We start from the raw sequence: 20,688 nt of genomic DNA, 5'->3' as shown, positions 1-20,688 counted from the left end.
GGCACTCACTCCTGGGCGCGCTGATCGCTCTTGAGGCGATCACGAAACGCCTTGGGCGAGATGCCGACGCGGCGGCGGAACAGCCGGGTGAAATTGGTCGGGTCAGAGAAGCCCAGCAGATCGGACATCTCGTAAATCGTCATGTTGGTGTAGGTCAGCATGCGCTTGGCCTCGAGCAACTGGCGCTCGTGCATGATCTGCAACGCCGGCTGCCCCGCCAGCTCACGGCACGTGCCGTTGAGGTGGGACACCGAAATCCCCAGGCGATGGGCCAGGTCCTCGACCTTGACGTGCTGGCGATAATTCTCTTCCACCAGTTGAATGAAGCCATTGAGGTATTCCCGGGCGCGCTGCGGACGCTGGTGGACGCTACGGCGCTGGATCACCTGGCGGCTGACCCAGACCAGGATCACGCTGACCAACGCATGCATGAGCATCTCGCGCGCCGGTTGATGGCCGTTGTACTCCGCCTGCAAGGCGCTGAACAGGTTATTGAGGTAGTCGGCCTGAGCGCCTGCCGGGTAACTTTCGGCCTGGGCCAGGGCGTTGACCGAATGGCCCAGTTGAGCGTGCAGATGAGCCACCAGGGGGGCCGCCAGGGTCAGGATAAAACCCTCGACATCCTCACTGAAGCGAAAACCGTGGATCGACAGTGCCGGCAGGATCTGGATCCCAGGCTCGTCAAGCCGGCTCAGTTGGCCTTCGATTTCGAGTTCTGCCTGGCCTTTGAATACAAACAGCAACTGACATAAATCGGCATGACGGTGGGGTTTGATTTTCCATTGGTGTTCGCGGCTGCGCTGGGAGATGGTTTCGCAATGCAGCAAGTCCGGCGTCGGCCAGTCCAGACTTTCACCGTAGAGTTTGAATACTGGAATCGCAGGAAGGGCAGGCTTGTTCATAACGTCAGTCCAGGCCTCAGCGTAGCGGGCGATAGTCGCCCCGATTGGCGAAATGTACAGATTTGGGCTCAGTGTTCACGTTCAATTGACCGACTCACCAAGAAAAAATGCAAGTACCGGATGGATAAAAACCACCCACTGGCCTGTCCGACTGACGCTTTTAAGCCATAACGACCTGCACGACACGCGTAACAGGGTCACGGAAAACCCCCGCCAGCATTCTTACGAGGCTATCGAATAGCCTGCTACCGACTTACACTGGCGGCATCCCCCCGCAGGGTTTGCCCGTGACCACCATGAACCAACCTGAATCCCCCAAGCCGGCCATTCGCAGCGTACTGATCGCCCTGATGCTGGCGATTTTCCTCGGTGCGCTGGACCAGACCATCGTCGCCGTGTCGATGCCGGCCATTTCCGCCCAGTTCAAGGACGTCAGCCTGCTGGCCTGGGTGATTTCCGGCTACATGGTGGCAATGACGGTGGCGGTGCCGATCTACGGCAAGCTCGGCGACCTCTACGGTCGACGCAAGCTGATGCTGTTCGGCATGGGTCTGTTCACCCTGGCTTCGTTGCTGTGCGGCCTGGCCCAGAGCATGGAGCAACTGGTCCTGGCGCGGATCATCCAGGGCATCGGTGCCGGCGGGATGATTTCGGTCAGCCAGGCGATCATCGGCGACATCGTGCCACCGCGCGAACGCGGCCGTTACCAGGGTTACTTCAGCAGCATGTACGCGGTGGCCAGTGTCGCCGGGCCGGTGCTCGGCGGCTTCATGACCGAGTACCTGTCCTGGCGCTGGGTGTTCCTGATCAACCTGCCCCTGGGCCTGGGCGCCTGGCTGGTGGCCAACCGCACACTGGTTGGCCTGCCGGTGCCGCAACGCAAACCGCTGATCGACTACCTCGGCACGCTGCTGATGATCATCGGCCTGACCGCCCTGTTGCTCGGCATCACCCAGGTTGGCCAGGGTCACGCCTGGCGCAGTGCCGAAGTGCTGGGGCTGCTGGCGGGCGCGGTACTGACCCTGGCGCTGTTCGTCTGGCACGAGCGCCGCGCCCGCGAACCGCTGCTGCCGATGCACCTGTTCGCCAACCGCAATGCACTGCTGTGCTGGTGCACGATTTTCTTCACCAGCTTCCAGGCGATTTCCCTGATCGTGCTGATGCCGCTGCGCTTTCAGAGCGTCACCGGCGCCGGTGCCGACAGCGCCGCGCTGCACCTGTTGCCGCTGGCCATGGGTTTGCCGATGGGGGCCTACTACGCCGGGCGCCGGACCTCGGTGACCGGACGCTACAAACCGATGATCCTCACGGGTGCGCTGCTGACCCCGATCGCGATCCTCGGCATGGCCTACAGCCCGCCGCAAGCGATGCTCCTGAGCAGCCTGTTCATGTTGCTCTGCGGGATCGCCGCCGGCATGCAGTTCCCGACCTCGCTGGTGGGCACGCAAAACTCGGTGGAACAACGGGACATCGGCGTCGCGACCAGCACCACCAACCTGTTCCGCGCCCTCGGCGGCGCGGTAGGCGTGGCCTTGATGTCAGCCCTGTTGCTGGCGCTATTGCAGGACTCCAGCTTCGCCCACCTGGCGGGCACGTCGCTGGTGAGTGAAGGCAGTTCCGGCAACGTCCTGCTCGACGGTTTGAACGCCGCCCCTGGCGACGCGCAGAACGCCCTGCGCGCCGAGTTGCTGTTGACCTTCCGGCATTTGCTGATGGTCAGTGCGGCGGTGTCGCTGCTGGGACTGGCGGCGGCCATCGCGATGCCCAATCAACTGCTGCGCGGCCGCGAACACAATGCCCCGTAGGTTCAAGGGCTGTAGTACCCCACCGCCACCAGCCGGTTGCCGACTTTTTTCAGGTAGGCGTGCTTGTTCTCCACTTTGCCGGTGACCGGGTTTTTCCAGCGGTACTCGTACTCGCCCTGATCCTGGGTGGCCATCAGCGCCAGGATCGGCTCGCCCACGGGTTTGCCTTCCGGGTCCTTGACCTTGCCGAAATCGGTGTTGATCAGGCGCAGATTGGTGCCGTGGGCCAGGTAACGATGATTGTCGAGATTGACCACGAACACATACAGGTCGTCCTGCAGGAAACCGCCTTGCAGGGAATTGATCGATTTGATTGTGGCCTGTTCGTCCTTGGCCAGGTCGGCCGCCGCTTTGTCGAGCAGGGCCTTGGCCTGCTCGGCTGACGCCCGTGGCAGGTAGTAACCGACCGCGAGAATTCGCTGGCCGATGCGTTGGTAGTACACACGCTTGCGCTCGACCTTGCCGTCGGCCCAGTTCTGCCAACGATACTCGGCGGTCTGGATGCCGTTGCCCTCAGGCACCAGCAAGGCGTTCTTGAAGGCTTTCTGCAGGTCCGGGCCCAGCACTTCGGAGACATCGCGCCCGATCAATGCCGAAGACGGCCCGCCACTGGCGAGCATGGTGCCCTTGGTGTCGAGCACAAAAACGTACTTGTCCTTGTCGACAAACTCACCCTGGCGACTGAAGGCGGCAAACGCCTTGTCACCTTGGTCGTGGTAGTAGGCCAGGGCCTTTTCCAGCAAGGCCAGTGCGGCCTTGTCCTCATCGGCGGCCTTGGCCGCCGCCTGCACCTGCCCCAGGCACAACAGCAGTAACCCGCCGAGCAGCACGGCTTTTTGCAGAAACCTCATTGTGCGTCCCTCGTTCTTGTAGATGTTTCAAGAGCGTAGACGGCTTGGGGCTATGTACGAGTATTCAGCAAAAGCCGGCTGGCCCGATCAAGGACGAGCGCTGATCTGCTGCTGCAGATTGCGGATCTGGGTCTGCAAGGTGGTGATGTTGCGTGTGACCTGGCCACGAAACGCATCGAACTCGGCCACTGTCGCGCCACCTTGCGGGGTCGCCGGGCGATTGTCCTGCTCGCTCTTGATCACCAGCAGTTCCTGCTCCAGACGATCGATGGCCGCGCTCGGATTGCCCTGCTTCTTCAATGCGGCGATCTCGGCACCGAGGCTTTTGAGTTCGGCCTCGACCTTGCTGGTATCGGCCGGCGTGCTCTTGAGGGTGATCACCTCGGCGCCCAGGGTCTTGAGTTCGCTTTGCAGCTGGTTATTGAGGGTGCGCTGCTCGGCACTTTGCGCCGCGATCTGCGCCAGGCGTTTGTCCAGGTCCGTCGCCTGCCCTACCACGCCCTGCTGTTGCTGGTTCTGCTCCAGCAACTGGCGCTCGAGCTGTTTGATCTGCAGCTTGAGCGCTTCACTGTCGCTGCTCACGTTGGTCTGGCTGGCGACGACCTTGCCGGAAATGTCCTGCAGGCGCCCGGCCGCTTCCTCACTGATGCGCGCGAAGCTTTCCTGGGTGGCCACCAACTGCTGCTCCATCAGCGAGATCTGCTGGAAGCTCCACCAGGCCAGGCCTATGAACGCAAAGAACAGCGCCCCCACCAACGCCCACAACGGACCGGTGCTCGGCCCCTTGGCCTGGACCGCAGGGACGCTGCGCGCATGCACGCTGTTGCGCTCGCGGGTGGGGCCGGCGGCGTGGAAGTCATCGTGATCGAAGCTGTCGGCACGCAGGCTCGGCACATTATCGAAGTCGTCGTTGGCATCGTTACGCATGGACATGAGTCAACCTTTTGGAACCACAGAGATGGCTAAATGCGCCGAGTATAAACCTTGAACCCGGCGCATTGATCGACCCCGAACCCGTCACTCGGTTCAGTGCCGGGGGGATGCGCCGATGTCCTGGGCCTTCCACCAGCCACAGAACTCATCCAGCGCCGCCCACAGGCTGACTTTCGGATCGTAGTCCAGATAATGCCGGGCGCGGCTGATGTCCAGGGTGAAGTTTTTGTTCATCACCTGCATGCCCAGGCGCGACAGGGTCGGCTCCGGGCGTCCCGGCCAGAGTTTGCAAAACCCCTCGTTCAGCGCCGCAACGCTGTAGGCCAGGGCATAGGAACGGTAGCGCGTGACCTGCGGCACCTGCATCTGGCGCATCACATAGTTGACCACGTCCCACAAAGGCACGGGCGCACCATTGCTGATGTTATAGACCTTGCCCAACGCCGAACCGCTGGCCAGCAGACAGCTGAGCATGGCCTCGTTGAGGTTCTGCACGCTGGTGAAGTCGACCTTGTTCAGGCCATTGCCGACAATTGCCAGGCGCCCCTTGCGCTGCATTTTCAGCAGCCGCGGGAAGATGCTCATGTCGCCGGCGCCGGTGACGAAGCGTGGGCGCAGCGCCAGCACTTCAAGCCCGAACTCCTGGGCGCCGAAGACCTTTTGCTCGGCCAGGTACTTGGTGGCCGCATAAGGATGCTTGAACCGCTTGGGCACTTGCTCTTCGGTCAGGCCCAGGTGATCGCGGCCATCGAAGTAGACCGACGGCGAGGACAGGTGCACCAGGCGCCGGACATTTTGCTTGAGGCAGGCCTCGACCACGTTTTCGGTGACCAGCACGTTGCCCTGATGGAAATCCTGATAGCGCCCCCACACCCCTACCGCACCGGCGCAATGCACCACGGCGTCGACGTCCACGCACAGGTCGCGCACCAGTTGCCCATCGGTCAGGTCGCCCTGCACGAACTGGGCGCCACGGCGCACCAGATGCTCGACGCTCTCGGCCCGGCGACCGTTGACCCGCACGTCCAGGCCCTGCTCCAGGGCGAACCGCGCAAAGCGCCCGCCAATGAAGCCGCTTGCGCCGGTGACCAGAATTTTCATGTATTGCTCCTACAAATGCAGTTCCAAGCTTCAAGCCACAAGCTGCACATTAAAAACGGTACGCAAGCTGTTCACTTATCGCTTGCTGCTTGACGCTTACCGCTGCTCCAACGGCACCAACCATTGGCGGGATAAACGCACCAGATGCTCGGTGAGTAAACCGAGCAGTTGGCCACCATTGCGCCAATGATGCCAGTACAGCGGCACATCGATCGGTTTATCTGCCAACAACTCCACCAGCACACCGCGCTCGAGCTGCTCGCGCACCTGCAACTCCGGCACCAGGCCCCAGCCCAGGCCCGCTTCGGTCAGGCGAATGAAGCCTTCGGAAGACGGGCACAGATGATGCTCAAAACCGCCTTCGACACCCAGGGACGCCAGGTAGCGATGCTGCAGGAAATCGTCGGGACCAAACACCAGTGCCGGGGTGCGGGCCAGGTGCTCGGCGCGTACCCCGTCCGGGAAGTGCCGGGTTATAAAGGCCGGGCTGGCCAGGGCCCGATAACGCATGGCGCCCAGCAAGACACTGCGCGCGCCCGCCACCGGACGCTCACTGGCGCACAGGCAGGCCGCCACTTCCCCGGCACGCATGCGCTTGAGGCCAACGGTCTGGTCTTCCACCACCAGGTCCAGCAGCAAATGCTGTTCCGCGCAGAAATCCCCCACCGCCCCCGCCCACCAGGTCGCCAGGCTGTCGGCATTGAGGGCGATGCGCAGGCGCTCGGGCAAGCCCGCTTCATCCAGCGCCGGCACCAGGCTTTGCAGGTCCCGCTCCAGCAGGCGCACTTGCTGGACATGGTTGAGCAGGCGCCGGCCGATTTCGGTCGGCGCCGGTGGCGTGGCCCGCACCAGCACTGGCTGGCCGACCCGCGCTTCGAGCAATTTGATCCGCTGGGAAATCGCCGACTGGGAGAGTCCCAGCACTTGGGCGGCGCGCTCGAAGCCGGCTTGCTCGACCACGGCAGCCAGGGCGGATAACAACTTATAGTCGAACATCAGCTTTCCTAATGAGCGATCAGCAATATTGGTTTTTCTTATACAGCCTGGAACAGGAGAATAGCCAGCATCCACTCTTGCCCAAGGATCAGCGACATGGCTGGCGAAACCTCCCTCAACACCTTGCTGCGCAGCATGAGCCCGCAGCTGAACGACGGCGAATACGTGTTCTGCACGATTGCCGACGGGCAACTGCCACCCGGCTGCGAAATCATTGGCAGCTTCCGTGAACAGGAAGGCCTGACGGTCATCCTCGAACGCTCCCACGCCCTGAAGTGTGGGCTGGCCTTCGACTACGTGGCGGCCTGGATCACCCTCAACGTGCACTCGGCCCTGGAAGCGGTCGGCCTCACCGCCGCCTTCGCAACAGCCCTGGGCCAGGCCGGTATCAGTTGCAACGTGATTGCCGGCTACTACCACGACCATCTGTTTGTCGGCCAGGGCGATGCCGAGCGCGCGATGGCCGTACTCACGCAACTGGCGGCGAACGCGGAGTAAGACTTATGTGGCAAAGCTATGTAAACGGCCTGTTGGTGGCGTTCGGCCTGATCATGGCGATCGGCACGCAAAACGCCTTTGTCCTGGCGCAAAGCCTGCGCCGTGAGCATCATCTGCCGGTGGCCGCACTGTGTGTGGTCTGCGACGCGCTGCTGGTGGCGGCCGGCGTATTTGGCCTGGCCACCGTGCTCGCGCAGAACCCGACCCTGCTGGCCATCGCGCGCTGGGGCGGCGCCGCCTTCCTGCTGTGGTACGGCAGCCTGGCGTTGCGTCGGGCCTGCTCGAAACAGAGCCTGCAGCAGGGCGAGGACCAGACCGTACGCTCGTTGCGCGCGGTGCTGCTCAGCGCACTGGCGGTGACCCTGCTCAACCCCCACGTCTACCTCGACACGGTGTTGCTGATCGGCTCGCTCGGCGCCCAGCAGGCCGAGCCCGGGGCCTATGTGGTCGGCGCGGCCAGTGCCTCGCTGCTGTGGTTTTTCACCCTGGCCTTCGGCGCGGCCTGGTTGGCCCCCTGGTTGGCTCGCCCCAGCACCTGGCGAATTCTCGACCTGCTGGTGGCGGTGATGATGTTCGCGGTGGCCTTTCAATTAATTGCCGCCAGTTGAATATCGCAAAAGGCTCTGGAACCTCTATCCCACACAGTTGTTGCGTGGTTATGCCGCACCCCCGGTGCTATGATCCGACACCTGCGCCGCAAAGAGTACAAACTCCCCGGCGCTTGTCTGGCCGCCCGTGATCGGCCTTGCGCCCACCGCAACTGACCTGATTAGGAGAATCATCATGGCTTTCGAATTGCCGCCACTGCCTTACGCACACGATGCACTGCAGCCGCACATTTCCAAGGAAACGCTGGAGTTTCACCACGACAAGCACCACAACACCTACGTCGTGAACCTGAACAACCTGGTGCCAGGCACCGAGTTCGAAGGCAAGACTCTGGAAGAAATCGTCAAGTCTTCTTCGGGCGGCATCTTCAACAACGCCGCTCAAGTGTGGAACCACACTTTCTACTGGAACTGCCTGGCGCCAAACGCCGGCGGTCAACCAACCGGCGCGCTGGCTGAAGCCATCAACGCTGCTTTCGGTTCGTTCGACAAGTTCAAGGAAGAGTTCAGCAAAACCTCCATCGGTACCTTCGGTTCCGGCTGGGGCTGGCTGGTGAAAAAGGCTGACGGTTCCCTGGCCCTGGCCAGCACCATCGGCGCCGGCAACCCGCTGACCAACGGCGACACCCCGCTGTTGACCTGCGACGTCTGGGAACACGCCTACTACATCGACTACCGCAACGTGCGTCCAAAGTATGTGGAAGCGTTCTGGAACCTGGTCAACTGGAAGTTCGTGGCTGAGCAGTTCGAAGGCAAAACCTTCACCGCTTGAGTCCGCTTGCAGTGAAAAAACCCGGCGTTGCCGGGTTTTTTTATGCCTGTGGCCAGCCCCTGAAGCACCCGGCAAACAGCCTCGCCCTTGCTCCGGCGCCACAGGCGGCTACCATCATCCAGATACAAATATTCTGCCCAGCCCCTCAAGTTGCAGGAGGTGCATACCGACACACTACAAATGGGCTTCAATAACCGCTTACCCAAGGTTATGCGAGCTGGCCGGCGGACAACCTCCGCCTGGCTCGATTGTCCCTTTGACTGCCATCACGGGATTGCCAATACTCATGGCATCTTGACGTTACCCGCACGGAACAAGGAATTACCCTTTGAAGCTGGAACTCAAAAACAGCTTGTCGGTTAAGTTGCTCCGGGTTGTGCTCTTGTCGGCATTGATCGTGGGTGTGGTCTTGAGCTGCGCGCAGATCGTCTTTGATGCCTACAAGACGCGCCAGGCGGTGGCCAACGATGCCGAACGCATCCTCGACATGTTTCGCGACCCATCGACCCAGGCCGTCTACAGCCTGGACCGGGAAATGGGCATGCAGGTGATCGAGGGGCTGTTCCAGGATGACGCCGTGCGCATGGCCTCCATCGGTCATCCCAATGAAACCATGCTGGCGGAAAAAAGCCGTGAGCTGCAGCACTCCAGCAGTCGCTGGCTGACCGACCTGATCCTGGGCAAGGAGCGCACCTTCACCACCCAGTTGGTGGGTCGTGGCCCCTACAGCGAGTACTACGGCGACCTGAGCATTACCCTCGACACCGCCACCTATGGCCAGGGGTTTATTGTCAGCTCGGTGATCATCTTTGTTTCCGGGGTATTGCGGGCGTTGGCCATGGGGCTGGTGCTGTACCTGGTCTATCACTGGCTGCTGACCAAGCCGCTGTCGCGGATCATCGAGCACCTGACCACCATCAACCCCGACCGCCCCAGCGAACACAAGATCCCCCAGCTCAAAGGCCACGAGAAAAACGAACTGGGGCTGTGGATCAATACCGCCAACCAGTTGCTCGAATCCATCGAGCGCAATACCCATCTGCGCCATGAAGCGGAGAACAGCCTGCTGCGCATGGCCCAGTACGACTTTCTCACCGGCCTGCCCAACCGCCAGCAGTTGCAGCAGCAACTGGACAAGATCCTGGTGGATGCCGGGCGTTTGCAGCGCCGGGTCGCGGTGATCTGCGTCGGCCTGGACGACTTCAAGGGGATCAACGAGCAATTCAGCTACCAGACCGGCGACCAACTGTTGCTGGCCCTGGCCGACCGCCTGCGCGCCCACAGTGGTCGCCTCGGTGCGCTGGCTCGCCTGGGTGGCGACCAGTTCGCCCTGGTGCAGGCCGACATCGAGCAACCCTATGAAGCCGCCGAACTGGCGCAAAGCATTCTGGATGACCTGGAAGAGCCGTTTGCCCTGGATCACCAGGAGATCCGCCTGCGCGCCACCATCGGCATCACCCTGTTCCCGGAGGACGGCGACAGCACCGAAAAGCTGTTGCAGAAAGCCGAGCAGACCATGACCCTGGCCAAGACCCGCTCGCGCAACCGCTACCAGTTCTACATTGCCAGCGTCGACAGCGAAATGCGCCGGCGCCGCGAACTGGAAAAGGACCTGCGCGAGGCGCTGCGCCGCGATCAACTGTTCCTGGTCTATCAACCGCAGATCAGCTATCGCGATCACCGGGTGGTGGGGGTCGAGGCGCTGATTCGCTGGCAGCATCCGGAACACGGGCTGGTACCGCCAGACCTGTTCATCCCGCTGGCGGAACAGAACGGCACCATCATTCCCATCGGCGAGTGGGTGCTGGACCAGGCCTGTCGCCAGTTGCGCGACTGGCACGACCAGGGCTTCAGTGACCTGCGCATGGCGGTCAACCTGTCCACCGTGCAACTGCACCACGCCGAGCTGCCGCGGGTGGTCAACAACCTGCTGCAGATGTACCGCCTGCCGCCGCGCAGCCTGGAGCTGGAAGTGACCGAGACCGGCCTGATGGAGGACATCAGCACCGCCGCCCAGCACCTGCTCAGCCTGCGCCGCTCCGGCGCCCTGATCGCCATCGACGACTTCGGCACCGGCTACTCCTCCCTCAGCTACCTGAAAAGCCTGCCACTGGACAAGATCAAGATCGACAAGAGCTTCGTCCAGGACCTGCTGGACGACGATGACGATGCCACCATCGTGCGCGCCATCATCCAGTTGGGTAAAAGCCTAGGCATGCAGGTGATTGCCGAGGGGGTGGAGACCGCTGAGCAGGAGGCCTACATCATTTCCGAGGGCTGCCACGAAGGTCAGGGCTACTTCTACAGCAAGCCGCTACCGGCCCGGGAGCTGAGCGCCTACCTGAAACAGGCGCAACGCAGCAACGCCATGAGCCCGCTGTAGCAACCTGCAGCAGCGGTCGAGCCCGTCGAGGCCGCTGCTGCACAAGTGCGCGACGTGCGCGATCCCAGGTTGGTGAATAAGAAATATTTCCAGGTACAACCCTTTACACATAATGCGAAAGATTTGCATTATGTCGCAGTTTTGCGCTTACCGCGCTTGTCCCTCATCTACCGAAGCAGGATGTTCGCCATGATTCGTATGCCTCTGGCTACCGCCAGTTTGCTGGCCATCGCTATTTCCCTCGCCGGTTGCGGCGAAGGTAAAGACAAGGCTGCTGCTCCTCAAGCGCCTACTCCAGCCGCCAGCACTGCAGCACCTGCTGCACCGGCCGCCACAGGCAAAGTCGACGACGCCGCAGCCAAGGCCGTAGTCGCGCATTACGCCGATATCGTGTTCGCCGTCTACAGCGATGCCGAATCCACCGCGAAAACCCTGCAGACCGCGATCGACGCCTTCCTCGCCAAGCCGAACGATGAGACGCTCAAAGCCGCCAAGGCTGCCTGGGTTGCCGCTCGTGTGCCTTACCTGCAGAGCGAAGTGTTCCGCTTCGGCAACACCATCATCGACGACTGGGAAGGTCAGGTTAACGCCTGGCCCCTGGACGAAGGCCTGATCGACTACGTCGACAAGAGCTACGAGCACGCTCTGGGCAACCCGGGTGCCAGCGCCAACATCATCGCCAACACCGAAGTCCAGGTGGGTGAAGACAAGGTTGACGTGAAAGACATCACCGCGGAAAAACTCGCCAGCCTGAACGAGCTGGGCGGTTCCGAGGCGAACGTCGCCACCGGCTACCACGCCATCGAATTCCTGCTCTGGGGCCAGGACCTGAACGGCACCGGCCCTGGCGCTGGCAACCGTCCGGCCTCGGACTACCTGGAAGGCACTGGCGCTACCGGCGGCCACAACGATCGCCGTCGCGCCTACCTCAAGGCCGTGACCCAACTGCTGGTCAGCGATCTGGAAGAAATGGTCGGTAACTGGAAGCCGAACGTGGCCGACAACTACCGCGCCACGCTGGAAGCCGAGCCAGGCGAAACCGGCCTGCGCAAAATGCTGTTCGGCATGGGTAGCCTCTCGCTGGGCGAACTGGCCGGCGAGCGGATGAAGGTGTCCCTGGAGGCCAACTCGCCTGAAGACGAGCAAGACTGCTTCAGCGACAACACCCACAACTCGCACTTCTACGACGCCAAGGGCGTGCGTAACGTGTACCTGGGCGAATACACCCGTACCGACGGCACCAAGATGACCGGCGCCAGCCTGTCGTCGCTGGTGGCCAAGGCCGACCCGGCTGCCGATACCGCCCTCAAGGCGGACCTGGCGGCGACCGAAGCCAAGCTGCAGGCCATGGTCGATCACGCCAACAAGGGCGAGCACTACGACCAGTTGATCGCCGCCGGCAACACCGCTGGCAACCAGATCGTGCGCGACGCCATCGCCGCCCTGGTCAAGCAGACCGGTTCGATCGAACAGGCTGCTGGCAAACTGGGTATCAGCGACCTGAACCCAGACAACGCTGATCACGAGTTCTGATCAACCCAGGCCAAGACCTCTCATGAAAATGCCCCGACTCGCGCGGGGCCAATGAGCCGGTCAGCCTGACCGAGAAGCCCTGCAGGTTCACGCCTGCAGGGCTTTTCTCGTTTTAAGGTGCCGGTGCGCGACAACGGTCGACGTTGAGCATCAAGCCCGCTCAGATGCGCAATACAAAGACAGTTGCCTGGGCACCGACCGCCGGCAGATGAATGCCGCCGATCAAACTTACGAAATGGTTGTTGGCTTGCGCCTGACTGACCAGCGCTCGTGTGGCCGGGTCCATCAGGTCAATCCTCGGCGCCCCCCCAGAGGGTCCTTCAACCCGCTCGCCCAACACTCTGCGCAACGACATCCAAAACAACTGATCGCTGCCCGCACGCCGGAACATCAACTCGAACGGCTGGTTGAACCCGGCGACTATTTCGTATTGGCTGCCCACCAACCGCTCGACCATCAACGCCCGCAGCGCTCTTTCGGTCCCCGAGACCAAGGCCTCATGCAACAGTAAGGGAACGTCCTGCGTGCTGAAATTCAGGCGATGGTACAAATCTGGAAAGGTTTCAAGTCGCCAGGCTCCTGCGACCTGGTGAGTGACCGGGAGCAAGGACAGTGGCTCGCCCAGTACGGGCAGCGCTTGGGCTGTTAAAGAGCGCCAGCCCTGCAGCGTGCGCTGGAGGGTGGCAATCCCCCAGACCGTCAGGCCTGAAGGATTGCCCAGGTTGAACAGTATGTTGGCGATCTGCGCCTGAGAGTTTGAGGTGAATGTCGGGAACGCGTCCGCCACATAGGCGACCAGCGATTTGGTGAACGGCAACTCAATCGAATGCATCCATCGAGACAGCGATTGCTCGAACGTCGCCAATCTTGGCTGCCGGTAAAGATCGGTACAGAGCAGGCGCTCGAACGCCACAAAGCTATGGGTGGGCATCAGGGGGTCATGCATCAGGACCACACCGGTATTGATCTCGGCGCCTGCCGGGAGTACGGGGAAATAGCGTTCATCAATTTTGACGCAGTCACGCCCGATCAGGTGCGGATCGCCACCGATACGCCGGTAGATCCCCATCTGCGCGTTTTGCAACTGGACATGGGCCGGATCCAGGGTTTGCCCCCAATCGACAAACTGCTCGTTGGCAGGCCTGACCGGGCGTGGCGGCGCGACCACCGGCTGGCTTGGCCCAGCAATCGGTTCGACCGGGCGTGGACGACTCGGCCCTGGGACTGGCTCGACGGTGATGGGGCGAGTGGCCGGATCGACAATGCCACCGCCATTCCATGCATTCGCCCAATCCAGACCTCGCAGGCGCATCTGCAAGCGCTCGGGGCTCACGGTCAGGTAGGCGTCGAAAATGTCTAATGTCCCCCCTACGCGCAAGTAATGCACCAGGCTCAAGCCGAACTCGATTTCGCGCCCACGCGGAAACGCGAAGGACTCAAACACACGCCGGGCCTGGATCTCGTCCAGAAACGGATAAAGATCCCTGAGTGCGCGCTCCGGAGAAAAACCTCCTAAGGCGGGTGCATCCGGGTGCGTGCCGATTTCCCACTGTCCCGCTCGGTCCCGACGGATCGGCGAATAGTGGTGTTGAACCGGCTTGCGGGCGTCCCTGACACGCCAGGCTTGCTCAAACCCCTCATCCAGGATCGAGTACCAGTGTTGGCCGTCATTGAGGAAGTACTGCTTGACGCCATCGACCGACGAGAGCTTGTAATAAATGCCTTTGTCCTCCCATCCGGGGAGGGGACTGAGCGCCTGCGGTTTTTTACCCAGCGCCATTTCCGGGTTCAATCTTCGTGCCCCCGAGGCCAGCCTTGAAACCGCTTTGGGCGTGCCCCCTGCAAGCCCCTTCCCGACTGCGCCATCCACCAGAGCGCTGGCGAACTCTCCCAATGCCCGGACAACGTGATGGGCGACACCGTCCCGATCCGCGATTTTCGCCGCATCAACGGCGTTGAAAAGCGAAAACAGACTCCTGGCCAGGCCGATAGGCAGTGTCACGCGGATCGGCAAAACCATGGTCACTACATCAAGCGCGATCCCTGCAACCGTCAGGCCGGTCTCGATATCCGTTTGCCCGGTGCTGGTCATCTGCGCGGCTGCGTCATTGATCGTGAAACTGGCCTCCATTTCATACCCCACCTCGAACAGGTTATCCGTGATCCGCGCAAGGCCGACCATGGAGACATCCCCCCGCCCTTGCACGCAAGCCCGCACCTGGGGCTGAAACGCCAACTCCACTCGCCCGACCAGGTACTCGCGCCACTGGCTGTTATGGATGAAGTCACTCATCAGGCGCTCCCGGGTGTACTCGCGAAACACCCGTCCGTCGGGTGCCTGGGGCGTATACACCACAATGGTGCCGCTGCCGGCGGTCGATGTGCAGAACAGCAACACGCCGCGAACCAGCTGACCACGCAGCGTCAAGTGCTGCACGATGATCCGGTGATCTTCGACCCGAGCACGCTGGTCGTTGTCGACGGGGTGATCCAGCACCACGCTCACCCAATTGAAACCACGTGCCAGTCGATCCGGTAAGAAATCACCGTTGATCTTGGCTTCGATGGCATCCAGGCGCAGTTGCTGGGCCATAAGCCGGGCAAACGTCTGCTTGCGCCGTGCCGCCTGCTCGGAAGTGATCAGGCTGGCCTGCAAAAAATCCTGATAGCGTTGACTGATATTCAGGCTGCGCACCAGGTCTTTGACCTGCTCGATCGTCAACCCGTCATAGGTCGGCAATCGCGCGGCGGGATTGATATTGGGTGACAGCGTGATGCGGTTGGACGACCCACTGCTCGCGGCTTTCACGTTCAGCGTAGAGAAATGGCTGAAGTTGAAGTCCAGGCCCCCGACATTCTCCAGGGCCAGTTCTGTCAGTGTCCGCGAGCGGTATCTGCGCTGCGCGCCCCCCGGCTCGCTGATGGTGGATGCAGGCGCCCCGGGCACGTACGTCACCGGCGGGACATCGGGCTCCCGCGTGGTGACGAGGATGTCATCCGGATTCACCGTCAATCCGTGCTCCGACGCCAGTACGGCGCGCAGTTGTCGATTGCTGTACGTCAGCAGCGAGCCCCGGTCACTGAACTGACTGAATGACGGCAGCCCTTCGCTGTCTGGCAAATTGGCCAGCGTCTGGCCATAGACGGTGAACGCCGATGCCCAGGCCTCTTTATCGACTTCACAGGCCTCTGCGAGAAAGTCTCGCAGTCGTGCCTGTGCACGTTTTTTGGTCCTGGCCTGGAGCACCGCATCGATCGTGAACGCGCGCCGCAGGTCGGTCACGCGGTCCAGCGCGCGTGGCAAGTCGGACCTATCGGCGTGGGCACCCGCCCCCTGGTAGCGGGCGAGGGTCGACGCCAGGTTTTGCTGGATCAACAAGCACTGCGATTCGATGCCGAATGTGAAGGGCGAGTCCAGCCGCTCCAGATAGAGCACCTGATCGCCAACCGGCGCGACACGATGCAGGGCCAGGACGTGCTCGTGATCATGCTCGGCAATCATCTCCAGCAAGTGGGCGAACTCGACGCCGTGTCCCAGGCGACGGTGCAACTCACGATCAAGGCTGGCCAGCGAGTCGAACGCTTCAAAGCCCTGCCTCGGGGAGAACAACAACACCTGCCCGACGTTTGCAGCAGGTTCAAGGGGGCGAACCTCAGGCGCGCGGGCATCGACTTCCCAGCTCACCTGCGATTCCTGTGGATCACGCGAGGTGAGGATAAAGGCGCCATGCAAAGGGATTGCTGATGCCTCGCCGTGCCTGAGGGCCAAACCATAGACACAGGGACGATGGCTGCGCAGTGCCCGTCGCGAGATGGCATCCGGGTAACGCAGCACTTTGTCGAACAGCGTTTGCGCGGCAGGACTGAGGAGGTTATCGGCCCTGAGCAGCTCAAACTCGGTTTTCAGGTGCGTGAGCCTGACCTCCTCCAGCCACTGTTTATGGGTTCTGTGGTCTGTCGGGCTCAGCGGCATGGCCCAGTAGCGCTCCAGATACAGGGGATATTGCGCCAGCAACCCGTCGGCCAACCGATCAACAAACCCGTCAAATGCCTGAGCACTGAGTGCCGTAAAGCGCTCGGCGGCGCCACCGGCCTGGGGCACATGGTAGAAGTCGGTCTGCCGATGGGCATAACGGGCCGCCTCACCGCTGACGATGCGCAGCACGACGGCATCCATCAGGCTGGGCAGCAGTGACCGTAGCGGCGCACCTTCAGTTGGCGTTTTTTCACGGGACTGGATAAAGCTGTGCCGTAGATCCAGGGGGGGTGTCAGGTCAGCAAAGTCCTGATCGAAGTGGTGCTGCACGAACTCATGGAAAACCGGCTGAGTCTGAAAACGCTCAGTGACCTGGACATCCAGTGCCGATAGTTGCTGGCGCAGACTGGCCTGCAAAGCACTGTCTCGCAGGTCCAACTGCTCGTTGACGAGGGAAGGCGCTACGTATTCATTCAGCATGAGGAAACTCTAAGGTGGCGGAGTGTTCTGCATCCTGCCCCCTCGATAAATCCCTCTGGGGGTGCATATGTACGGCGTTGTCCGACAAGGCCGGGCATGCCCCCCCGACAAGCAAACGATAATTCCTCTTATTCAAACTCCGCGGCCCTGTTAAACTTTGCGCCCTGTTTTGCTCGTCTTTCTGGATACCCGATGCCCTCGCTGCCGCTTCGCTTGTCTGCACTGCTACTGGCCCTGGGCCTGAGTGCCTGCGATGACGCCCCACGGTTTACCAAGGCCGAGCCCGGTGAAGCCCGCTCCGGGGGCGCGGCAACCGTGCGCAAGAGCGACCAGAACGCGTTTTCCCTGCCGTCGGCCAATCTCTCGCCGACAAGGCGACTGGATTTCAGTGTCGGCAACAGCTTTTTCCGCAGCCCGTGGGTCACCGCCCCTTCGACCACCACCGCTCGCGACGGCCTGGGCCCGCTGTTCAATACCAACGGCTGCCAGAATTGCCACATCAAGGACGGTCGCGGCCACCCACCGGCACCCGACGCCGAGAACTCGGTCTCGATGCTGGTACGCCTGTCGATCCCCAATGCCCCGGCCTACGCCAAGTTGATCGAGCAGGTGGGGGTGGTTCCCGAGCCGGTCTACGGTGGGCAGTTCCAGGACATGGCGGTCCCCGGTGTCACGCCGGAGGGCAAGGTTCGGGTCGAGTACACCCCCGTAGTGGTGCGGTTCAAGGACGGCAGTGAAGTCGAACTGCGCAAGCCCAGCTTGCAGATCAGCCAACTGGGCTACGGCCCGATGCACCCGGACACACGGTTTTCCGCGCGGGTGGCCCCGCCGATGATCGGCCTCGGCCTGCTGGAGGCCATCCCCGATGCGGCGATCCTGGCCAACGCCGACCCGCAGGACAAGGACCGCAACGGCATCAAGGGCCGGCCGAATCTGGTCTGGGACGATGCGCAGCAAAAGACTGTGCTGGGGCGTTTTGGCTGGAAAGCCGGGCAACCGAACCTCAATCAACAAAATGTTCACGCGTTTTCTGGTGATATGGGCCTGACCACCCGCCTCAGGCCTTTTGATGACTGCACCCCGACCCAGACTGACTGCTTGCAAGCGCCCAACGGAAATGGTCCCGATGGCGAGCCGGAAGTCAGCGACAACATCCTGCGCCTGGTGCTGTTCTACAGCCGCAACCTGGGTGTACCGGCCCGCCGCGACGTCAATGACGCCCAGGTGCTGGCCGGCAAGAACCTGTTTTTCCAGGCCGGCTGTCAGTCGTGCCACACCCCCACATTCACCACCGCCGCCACGGCGGCCGAACCTGAGTTGGCCAATCAAGTGATTCGCCCTTACAGCGATCTGCTGCTGCATGACATGGGTGAAGGCCTGGCGGATAACCGCACCGAGTTCCAGGCCTCCGGCCGCGACTGGCGCACCCCGCCGCTGTGGGGCATTGGCCTGACGCAGACGGTCAGCGGCCACACCCAGTTCCTGCATGACGGCCGCGCCCGCAACCTGCTCGAAGCCGTGCTCTGGCACGGTGGGGAAGCGCAAGCGGCGCAGCGACAGGTTTTAGCTTTCAGTGCCGAGCAGCGCGCGTCGCTGCTGGCCTTTTTGAATTCACTTTGAACGCCTTTCCCATTTGCTTTGCCCCATACACATAGGGAGCCCGACATGTTTCGTCCCAAGTTGTTGTTCACCAGCCTTGCCGCCCTCGCCCTCGGCGCCTGCGCCCCCCAGGACCCGCAAGCGGTGACCTCGGCGGCCATCGCCAAGCAAGTGATCCTGCCGACCTACAGCCGTTGGGTCGATGCCGATCGCCAACTGGCGGTCAGTGCCCTGGCCTATTGCGAAGGCAAGTCTGACCTGGACACCGCCCGCGCCGACTTCCTCCACGCCCAAAAAGCCTGGGCCGAACTGCAGCCGTTGCTGGTCGGTCCGCTGGCCGAGGGCAACCGTTCCTGGCAGATCCAGTTCTGGCCGGACAAGAAGAACCTGGTGGGTCGCCAGGTCGAGCAATTGCTCAGCGCCCAGCCACAGATCGATGCCGCGGCACTGGCCAAATCCAGTGTGGTGGTCCAGGGCCTGTCGGCCTATGAGTACATTCTGTTCGACGCCAAGAGCAACGTTGCCGACGCTGCGCAGAAAGCCCGCTACTGCCCGCTGCTGACCGCCATTGGCGAACGGCAGAAACTGCTGGCCGAAGAAATCCTCGCCAGCTGGAACAGCACCGACGGCATGCTGGCGCAGATGACCAAGTTCCCCAACCAGCGTTACGCGGACTCCCACGAAGCCATCGCCGACCTGCTGCGGGCCCAGGTGACTGCACTCGATACCCTGAAGAAAAAACTCGGCACCCCGATGGGTCGCCAGACCAAGGGCATTCCCCAGCCGTTCCAGGCTGATGCCTGGCGCAGCCAGTCGTCGCTGCCAAGCCTGCAGGCCAGCCTCAGCGCCGCACAGACCGTCTGGGTCGGTGTCGACAACAAAGGCCTGCGTGGCCTGCTGCCGACCGAGCAGAAGCCGTTGGCGGACAAGATCGACGCCGCCTATGCCGCGTCGCTGAAGCTGTTCGAGAGCAACCAGCGCTCGCTGACCGACATGCTCGGTGACGATGCCGGTCGCCAGCAACTCAACGATCTCTACGACAGCCTCAACGTCGTCCATCGCCTGCACGAAGGCGAATTGGCCAAGGCGCTGGGCATCCAACTGGGCTTCAACGCCAACGACGGTGACTGATGAGGGTTAGCTCCATGCTGCGACGCCAGGCTCTGACTTTCGGCAGTGTGTTGCTGGGCGCGGTGACGCTGGGCGGCTGGAAGCTGTTCAAGCAAAAGGACCAGGGTCCTTTGCTGCTTTCAGCCCGCGATGACAGTGACGGCAAGCACTACGCCGTCGGCTATCGACTGGACGGCACCCGGGTGTTCGCCACCGAAGTCGGCCAGCGCTGCCACGACATCATCAATCACCACGAGCTGCCGATCGCCCTGTTCGTCGCCCGGCGGCCGGGGACCGAAAGTTACCTGGTGGACCTGCGCGACGGCACGTTGCTGCAAACCGTGGTTTCGCAGGCGAACCGGCACTTCTACGGCCATGCGGTGATCCACAAGGATGGCGAGTGGCTGTACGCCACCGAAAACGACACCACCGACCCGGGTCGCGGCCTGCTCGGGGTGTACCGCTTCGAGGGCGAGCGCCTGGTGCACAGCGGCGAGATCTCCACCCACGGTATCGGCCCGCACCAGGTCTCCTGGATGCCGGACGGCGAAACCCTGGTGGTGGCCAACGGCGGGATTCGCACCGAGGCCGAAAGCCGGGTCGAGATGAACCTCGACGCCATGGCGCCCAGCCTGGTGCTGATGCAGCGTGACGGCACCCTGCTGAGCAAGGAAACCCTGGCCCAGCCAATGAACAGCGTGCGGCATATGGGCATCGCCAGTGATGGCACCATCGTCACTGGCCAGCAATTCATGGGCGCGGCCCACGAGTCGTCCGAACTGCTGGCCATCAAGCGTCCCGGTCAGCCCTTCGTTGCGTTCCCGGTCGATGAGCACCAGTTGCAGGCCATGGGGCACTATACCGCCAGTGTCGCGGTCCACAGTGAACTGCGCCTGGTGGCGTTGACCGCGCCACGGGGTAACCGGTTTTTCATCTGGGACCTGGACAGCGGCGAAGTGCAGCTCGATGCCCCGCTGCCCGACTGCGCCGGGGTTGGCGCGGTGGCCGATGGTTTTGTCGTGACCTCGGGCCAGGGGCGTTGCCGCTTTTATGATTGCCGCAAGGCGCCGCTGGTGGCCCAGCCCCTGGATTTGCCGGCAGGGCTCTGGGACAACCATTTACATCTGGTCTGATTGCCACG

Annotated in this window: 15 protein-coding genes; 9 read left to right on the top strand and 6 right to left on the bottom strand. The window is 62.3% G+C overall.

Annotated elements, in window-relative coordinates; genetic code table 11:
- Positions 1-5 precede the first annotated feature (5 nt).
- Complete coding sequence (locus tag Q1W70_RS16145; protein ID WP_182342065.1) at positions 6-902, bottom strand: helix-turn-helix domain-containing protein; 897 nt, start codon at positions 900-902, stop codon at positions 6-8.
- 287 nt (positions 903-1,189) lie between these two features.
- On the opposite strand from Q1W70_RS16145, the gene Q1W70_RS16140 reads away from it, so the two are divergent.
- On the top strand, positions 1,190-2,707 hold the full coding sequence (locus Q1W70_RS16140) for an MDR family MFS transporter (protein WP_182342067.1): 1,518 nt from the start codon (positions 1,190-1,192) through the stop codon (positions 2,705-2,707).
- Between the two features lie 2 nt (positions 2,708-2,709).
- On the opposite strand, the gene Q1W70_RS16135 is transcribed toward Q1W70_RS16140, so the two are convergent.
- From Q1W70_RS16135 to Q1W70_RS16120, 4 genes are all read right to left on the bottom strand, one after another.
- On the bottom strand, positions 2,710-3,558 hold the full coding sequence (locus Q1W70_RS16135; RefSeq protein WP_166590740.1) for a cache domain-containing protein: 849 nt from the start codon (positions 3,556-3,558) through the stop codon (positions 2,710-2,712).
- An 87-nt stretch (positions 3,559-3,645) separates the two neighbouring features.
- Positions 3,646-4,491, bottom strand: a complete 846-nt coding sequence (locus Q1W70_RS16130) for an ATPase (RefSeq protein WP_302097580.1) — start codon at positions 4,489-4,491, stop codon at positions 3,646-3,648.
- A 93-nt stretch (positions 4,492-4,584) separates the two neighbouring features.
- Positions 4,585-5,592 carry an NAD-dependent epimerase/dehydratase family protein gene (locus Q1W70_RS16125; protein WP_265536729.1) on the bottom strand — a complete coding sequence of 336 codons (1,008 nt, stop codon included), beginning with the start codon at positions 5,590-5,592 and terminating at the stop codon, positions 4,585-4,587.
- Between the two features lie 96 nt (positions 5,593-5,688).
- On the bottom strand, positions 5,689-6,588 hold the full coding sequence (locus tag Q1W70_RS16120; protein WP_166590742.1) for a LysR family transcriptional regulator ArgP: 900 nt from the start codon (positions 6,586-6,588) through the stop codon (positions 5,689-5,691).
- Positions 6,589-6,684: 96 nt separating this feature from the next.
- Between Q1W70_RS16120 and Q1W70_RS16115 the strand changes: the two genes are divergently transcribed.
- From Q1W70_RS16115 to Q1W70_RS16095, 5 genes are all read left to right on the top strand, one after another.
- Positions 6,685-7,086 (top strand): ACT domain-containing protein, encoded by a 402-nt coding sequence (locus tag Q1W70_RS16115; protein WP_166590743.1) that lies wholly within the window; start codon positions 6,685-6,687, stop codon positions 7,084-7,086.
- Positions 7,087-7,091: 5 nt separating this feature from the next.
- Complete coding sequence (locus Q1W70_RS16110) at positions 7,092-7,694, top strand: LysE/ArgO family amino acid transporter (RefSeq protein ID WP_166590744.1); 603 nt, start codon at positions 7,092-7,094, stop codon at positions 7,692-7,694.
- Between the two features lie 175 nt (positions 7,695-7,869).
- The gene (locus Q1W70_RS16105; RefSeq protein WP_095165865.1) at positions 7,870-8,466 is read left to right on the top strand and encodes a superoxide dismutase; all 597 of its coding nucleotides are present in this window, start codon (positions 7,870-7,872) and stop codon (positions 8,464-8,466) included.
- 328 nt (positions 8,467-8,794) lie between these two features.
- Positions 8,795-10,849 carry a putative bifunctional diguanylate cyclase/phosphodiesterase gene (locus Q1W70_RS16100; RefSeq protein ID WP_166590745.1) on the top strand — a complete coding sequence of 685 codons (2,055 nt, stop codon included), beginning with the start codon at positions 8,795-8,797 and terminating at the stop codon, positions 10,847-10,849.
- Positions 10,850-11,038: 189 nt separating this feature from the next.
- Positions 11,039-12,382, top strand: a complete 1,344-nt coding sequence (locus Q1W70_RS16095; protein ID WP_182342073.1) for an imelysin family protein — start codon at positions 11,039-11,041, stop codon at positions 12,380-12,382.
- Between the two features lie 160 nt (positions 12,383-12,542).
- Here the strand turns inward: Q1W70_RS16095 and Q1W70_RS16090 are convergent, their stop codons facing one another.
- The gene (locus Q1W70_RS16090) at positions 12,543-16,838 is read right to left on the bottom strand and encodes a dermonecrotic toxin domain-containing protein (protein WP_302097576.1); all 4,296 of its coding nucleotides are present in this window, start codon (positions 16,836-16,838) and stop codon (positions 12,543-12,545) included.
- A 192-nt stretch (positions 16,839-17,030) separates the two neighbouring features.
- On the opposite strand from Q1W70_RS16090, the gene Q1W70_RS16085 reads away from it, so the two are divergent.
- From Q1W70_RS16085 to Q1W70_RS16075, 3 genes are read left to right on the top strand one after another with little or no spacing between them, the layout of a single operon-like run.
- A complete protein-coding gene (locus Q1W70_RS16085; RefSeq protein ID WP_166590747.1) occupies positions 17,031-18,458 on the top strand; it encodes a di-heme oxidoreductase family protein in 1,428 nt (475 codons plus the stop codon).
- Between the two features lie 45 nt (positions 18,459-18,503).
- Entirely contained in the window at positions 18,504-19,568 is a 1,065-nt protein-coding gene (locus tag Q1W70_RS16080) for an imelysin family protein (RefSeq protein WP_166590748.1), read from the top strand.
- A 14-nt stretch (positions 19,569-19,582) separates the two neighbouring features.
- Positions 19,583-20,680, top strand: a complete 1,098-nt coding sequence (locus Q1W70_RS16075; protein ID WP_166590749.1) for a DUF1513 domain-containing protein — start codon at positions 19,583-19,585, stop codon at positions 20,678-20,680.
- The last annotated feature ends 8 nt before the right edge of the window (positions 20,681-20,688 follow it).

The sequence above is a fragment of the Pseudomonas kielensis genome (assembly GCF_030505375.1).
In the GTDB taxonomy this organism is placed as follows: domain Bacteria; phylum Pseudomonadota; class Gammaproteobacteria; order Pseudomonadales; family Pseudomonadaceae; genus Aquipseudomonas; species Aquipseudomonas kielensis.
This window is presented reverse-complemented; position numbering and strand designations above follow the sequence as displayed.